Here is a 5523-nt window from a genome sequence, read left to right on the forward strand (position 1 = left end):
ATGTACTGGAGCAGGTTCGCCAGCACCACCCCGGCCATGCCCGCCACGAGTCCGCTCGCCGCGAACGCGACCGCGCGGACGGTGAACGGGTTGACGCCGAGGGCCGCGGCGACCGCTGCGTCCTCGCGGACCGCGTGGGCGGCCATGCCGTACCGCGAGCGGCGCAGGCGGGCGAGGGCGTAGCAGACGATCGCGACCAGGACGACGACCGTGATCAGGTCGATCTTGCGGGTCACGCCCGTGCCGACGCTGCCGCCGGTGTACTCCTCGGCCGAGAGCACCACGACGCGGGTGATGAGCACCAGCGCCACCGTGGCCATCGCCATCCAGTGGCTCTCCAGCTTGAGCAGGAGCACCGACAGGATCGCGGCGACCGCCAGGCCGAGGCCGGCGCCGACGAGGAGCTGAACGACGATGCCCGCGCCCATGTGCAGGTCGAGGTACGCGGCGCTGAAGCCGCCGACCGCGCCGAACGAGGCGCCGGCGAGGCTGAACACGCCCGCCCACATCGCGATCCAGCTGCCGAGCGCGAACAGCGCGTTGGCCATCGCGAACTCGACGACGGTCCGGTACTGGTCCCAGAGGCCGCCCATCATGCCCTCACGGTCTGCATCGCGGTGGCGGAGCCGAACAGGCCCCGCGGCCGGAACACCAGGAAGGCGAGCAGCAGCCCGAAGGTCACCGCGTCGCGCAGGCTGCCCGACACGTACTGCGCGGTCAGCACCTCGGCGACGCCGATCAGCAGCCCGCCGAGCACCGTGCCGCGCACGTCGCCGAAGCCACCGATGATGACCGCCGCGAAGCCCTTGAGGAGCAGCGCCTCGCCCAGCATGAAGTTCACGGTGCTCGTGTTGAGACCCATCGTGATGCCGGCCAGGCCGGCCACCGCTCCGGAGAGGAAGGCGGTCGTGGCCACGATGAGCACGGGGTTGACCCCACCCAGCGAGGCCGCCATGGGCGAGTGGCCCACGGCCCGCATCGCAGCGCCGACCTTCGTGCGGTGCAGCAGGGCGTAGAGGCCGATGCCGGCGGCCGCGACGGCCACCAGGCTCACCAGCTGGGTGCGCCCCAGGGTGAGGCCGAGGAAGCTGATCGAGCCGCTCGGGGCCGCGTCGGGCGAGAAGCGCGACGTCGTGGCGCCCGTGACCATCCGGGCGAGTGCGAGGAGGAAGATCCACACACCGATGCTCGTGATGAGCGCCGGCAGCAGGTCCCCCCCTCGTCGCCGGATGGGTTGGAAGGCGACGAAGTCGACCACCACGGCCAGGAGGCCCGAGACGAGCACCCCGGCGATGAGCGCCGGCCAGAAGCCGATGCCCGCGTCGTTGACGAGGAAGAGCACCGTGAGGGCTCCCCAGGTCGCGAAGGTCCCGTGGGCGGCGTTGAGCACGCCGAGGGTGGCGAGCATGAGGCCGAAGCCGACGCCGAAGACGGCGTACACGGAGCCGAGCGCCAGCCCGTTCAGGATCTGCTGTGCCAGGACGTCCATGTCATCGCCTCCTCTCCTGGTCGTGGTGGTCGTGGATCACGCGCCCGCGCCCTTCCAGAGCTGCGGGACGCCGGCGTCGTCGATCTGCACGATCTGGAAGTCCTCGCTCGTGCCCTGCCCGTTCTCGAAGGTCAGCGGGCCCCACGGGGACTCCAGCTCGGAGATGGCGGCCAGCGACTTCGCGACGGCAGCGGCGTCGGCGCCGTCACCGGCGTCGGCCGCGCCCTTGGCGGCGTACTTGACCGCGACGTAGCCCTGCGAGGCGAACAGGTCCGGCGTCTCGTCGTACTTCTCCTCGTAGGCCTTCGTGAACTCCTGCGCAGAAGCGTTCTCGCTCGCCGGCGTGTACTCCACGGAGTAGTAGGTGTCGGCCAGGGTCTCGCCGAAGGACTTGAGCAGCGGGCCCGTCGCGACGGCGTTGTTGGCGAGGATGACGCCCTCGTAGCCCTTCTCGCGCAGGGCCTTGGTGATCGTGGCCGCGGCCTCGCCGAGCGTGTAGACGGTCACCATGTCGGCGTCCTTGGACAAGATCTCGGTCACGGCACCGCTGAAGTCGGTGTCGGCGACGAGCGTCTTGACCGTGCCCAGGTCCTCGGCGCCGGCCTCCTCCGTCGAGCTGCGGGCGGCCTCGCTCTGCGCGACCAGGCCGTCGTTGTCGCTGGCGGTCACGTGCACGGCGCTCTCGATGCCGAGCTCCTCGACGAGCCGGGCCGCGACCGGCGCGATGCCCTGCTGCGGCAGCAGCGCGGGACGGAGCACGTAGGGCGGGTCCTCCAGGTCGGGGGTGGTGGCGCCGAAGACGACCAGCGGCACCTTCTTCTGCGTGGCGAGCGGCTTCATCGCGCCGGCCACGGCGCTGGAGATGCAGCAGACGACCTCGCTGACACCCTCCTGGCCGGTGAGCTTGTTGAACGCGGTGATGCTCTTGGCCGGGTCCTCCGAGCCCTCCTCGACGACGAGCTCGACCCCCTCCAGCTCGGCGGCGAGCTCGGCACCCTTGAGGTAGGACGAGCCGGCGAAGGCGAACGGGCCCTGCTCGGCGGCGATGAGCCCGATCTTCACGTCGGAGTCGGAGCCGGCGCCGTCGGAGGAGCCGCAGGCGGTGAGGGCTGTCGCTGTGACCAGCGTCAGGGACAGTGCCGCCAGTCGGCGAGCGAGGGGGGTGATCGTCATGGCCATCCTTCTGTAGGTTCCGTATTGCGGAACGCGTACCGCTATCCGGATGACGTTATGGATGTGACCTGGCTCATGTCAAGACCTTCCTCGACATTGGTCGGACGTCCTTGCATCGGCCGTCCCGCCGCTCCTCCCGGCCTCGCGATTCCCATCACCTGATGGGGATCGCGGACTCACCTGGGTTCTCCCCTACTCCCCATGGAAGGTCCTCCATGGGGAGTGGGGCGTTCCCATCACCTGATGGGAATCGAAGGACGGGCGAGGCGCGGCCGGGCGCAGATGCCCCGGTCGACCGGTGGATCCGTCAGCGGCGGGCGGCGAAGAAGTCGCGCAGGAGGGCGGAGGACTCGTCGGCCAGCAGCCCCGACGCGACCTCGGGGCGATGGTTGAGCCGACGGTCGCGCACGACGTCCCACAAGGAGCCGACGGCTCCCGCCTTGTCGTCCCACGCGCCGAGGACGAGCCGGGCAACACGGGAGGAGACGACCGCACCCGCGCACATGGTGCACGGCTCGAGCGTCACGACGAGAGTGCAGCCGTCGAGGCGCCAGGTGCCCAGCGTCGTGGCGGCCGCGCGCAGGGCCACGAGCTCCGCGTGGCCGAGAGGGTCCTCGTCGCGCTCGCGGGTGTTGAGGCCCTCCCCCACCACACGACCGTCCGGGTCGAGCACCACGGCCCCGACCGGGACGTCACCCGACGCGAGCGCATCCCGCGCGAGCTCGAGGGCGCGACGCATCGCGGTCTCGTCGTCCCACGACGCGGCTGGCTCGGTCACCCCCTGATCGTCCCAGACTGCCGGCCGCGCCGGCACGCACGATTCTGCCTTCGCGTGCTGGACGCCGAAGGATGCTGCGTCGACGACGGGATCCCGCCACGAACGCAGCATCCTTCGAGCCCGGGTGCTCGGACGCCGAACCTTGCGTCGTCCGCGCAGCAACGCAGAACCGTGCGTCGCCCCGGTGCCAGCCGGCGTCAGATCCCGTCGGCCAGGCGGTAGTACGCCGCGTTCCAGCGCAGCTCCTGCAGGAACCGGTGGGGCGTCGTGTGGGCGTCGATGTGCACGAGCTCGGTGCGCAGGATCTCCGCGAGGTCCTGGAACGCCTCGATGCCGACGGCCGTGGTGAGCACCGTGTGGTGCGGACCGCCCGACATCAGCCACGCCTCCGCCGCCGTGGGCAGGTTCGGGTGCGCCTGCCACACGGCGCACGCCACCGGCAGGTTCGGCAGCGGCTCGTCCGGAGCCACCAGGGTGACGTCGTTGGCGGTCAGGCGGAACCGGTCGCCCAGGTCGGCCAGGCCGACGACCACGGCCTCGCCCGGGTCGGCGACGAAGCGCAGACGCACCGGGTCCTCGCGGTTGCCCATGCTCAGGGGGTGCGCCTCGGCCGACGGCCGCTGCGAGCTGATGGTCGGGCAGACCTCGAGCATGTGCGCGCCCAGGGACTTCTGGTTCCCCGGCTCGAGGTGGTACGTGTAGTCCTCCATGAAGGAGGTGCCGCCGGGCAGCCCGGCCGTCATCGTCTTGGTGGTGCGCACCAGCACCGACGTCTTCCAGTCGCCCTCGCCGCCGAAGCCGTAGCCGTCGGCCATGAGCCGCTGCACCGCGATGCCCGGCAGCTGACGCAGGCCGCCGAGGTCCTCGAAGTTCGTGGTGAACGCGCCGTACCCGCCGTCCTCGAGGAACCGGCGCAGACCGACCTCGATCTGGGCGGCGTCGCGCACGAGGTGGTGCCGCTCGCCACCGGCGCGCAGGTCGGCGGCGACGTCGTAGAGGTCCTCGTACTCGGCCACCACCTTGTCGACGGCACCCGGCTCGACGGCGTCGACCACGTCGACGAGGTCGTTGACGCCGAACGTGTTGACCGAGACGCCGAAGCGGCGCTGCGCCTCGACCTTGTCGCCCTCGGTGACCGCGACGTCGCGCATGTTGTCGCCGAAGCGGGCGAGCCGCAGGCTCCGCAGGTCGCGCGCCGCCGTGGCCGCACGCACCCAGGTGGCGATCCGCTCGCCCACCGCCGGGTCGCTCACGTGGCCGGCGATGGTCTTGCGGGCGACGCCGAGCCGGGTCTGGACGAAGCCGAACTCCCGGTCGCCGTGGGCGGCCTGGTTGAGGTTCATGAAGTCCATGTCGATCGTGGCCCACGGGATGTCGCGGTGCCACTGCGTGTGCAGGTGCAGGAACGGCTTCTGCAGCGCGTCGAGGCCCTGGATCCACATCTTGGCCGGGGAGAACGTGTGCATCCAGCCGATGAGNNNAGCACGGGCTTCCAGACCACCGGGACGGGGATCCGGTCGTCACCGTCGACCATGGCCGCGACCTCGCGCGACTGCTCGGCCACCTGCGCCAACGTCTCGTCGCCGTAGAGGGACTGGCTCCCGGTGAGGAACCAGACCTCACGGGCCTCCTGCTTGCTCATGCGTGATCTCCCTCGAGGGCTATTGCCCGTAGACGTTCTGGTAGCGGTCGAACAGGCTCGTGACCTGCTGCTCGGCGATGGGGACGGGCTCGCCCAGCTGGCGGGCCACGTGCACCGTGCGGGCCACGTCCTCGCACATGACGGCGGCCTTGACGGCCGAGCGGGCGTCCGTGCCGATGCTGAACACGCCGTGGTTCTGCATGAGCACGGCAGGGGACCTGCTGCCCTCGAGCGTCTCGACGATGCCGCGGCCGATGGAGTCGTCACCGATGAGCGCGAACGGTCCGACGGGGATGTCGCCACCGAACTCGTCGGCCATCATCGTGAGCACGCACGGGATCGGCTCGGCCCGCGACGCCCACGCCGTGGCGTAGGTGGAGTGCGTGTGCACCACGCCCCCGACGTGCGGCATGTGCCGGTAGACGTAGGCCTGGGCGGCGG

5 protein-coding genes and 2 pseudogenes are annotated in these 5523 nt (G+C 71.0%); all 7 read right to left on the reverse strand.

Annotated elements, in window-relative coordinates; genetic code table 11:
- On the reverse strand, positions 1-596 hold a 596-nt coding region (locus tag ASF38_RS17960), incomplete at its 3' end, for a branched-chain amino acid ABC transporter permease (RefSeq protein ID WP_162237318.1).
- On the reverse strand, positions 593-1489 hold the full coding sequence (locus ASF38_RS07765; protein WP_056574969.1) for a branched-chain amino acid ABC transporter permease: 897 nt from the start codon (positions 1487-1489) through the stop codon (positions 593-595). The genes ASF38_RS07765 and ASF38_RS17960, both read right to left, overlap by 4 nt.
- A 36-nt stretch (positions 1490-1525) precedes the next feature.
- A complete protein-coding gene (locus tag ASF38_RS07770; protein WP_056574971.1) occupies positions 1526-2662 on the reverse strand; it encodes an ABC transporter substrate-binding protein in 1137 nt (378 codons plus the stop codon).
- A 307-nt stretch (positions 2663-2969) separates the two neighbouring features.
- Complete coding sequence (tadA, locus tag ASF38_RS07775) at positions 2970-3440, reverse strand: tRNA adenosine(34) deaminase TadA (protein ID WP_255353821.1); 471 nt, start codon at positions 3438-3440, stop codon at positions 2970-2972.
- 197 nt (positions 3441-3637) lie between these two features.
- Positions 3638-4918 (reverse strand): annotated as a pseudogene (araA, locus tag ASF38_RS07780) (L-arabinose isomerase); the annotation flags it as partial.
- Between the two features lie 3 nt (positions 4919-4921).
- Positions 4922-5082 (reverse strand): annotated as a pseudogene (locus ASF38_RS19135) (L-arabinose isomerase); the annotation flags it as partial.
- 19 nt (positions 5083-5101) lie between these two features.
- A partial coding sequence (locus ASF38_RS07785) for a class II aldolase/adducin family protein (RefSeq protein ID WP_235497504.1) occupies positions 5102-5523 on the reverse strand: 422 nt, incomplete at its 5' end.

The sequence above is a fragment of the Aeromicrobium sp. Leaf272 genome, assembly GCF_001422865.1.
GTDB lineage: Bacteria > Actinomycetota > Actinomycetes > Propionibacteriales > Nocardioidaceae > Aeromicrobium.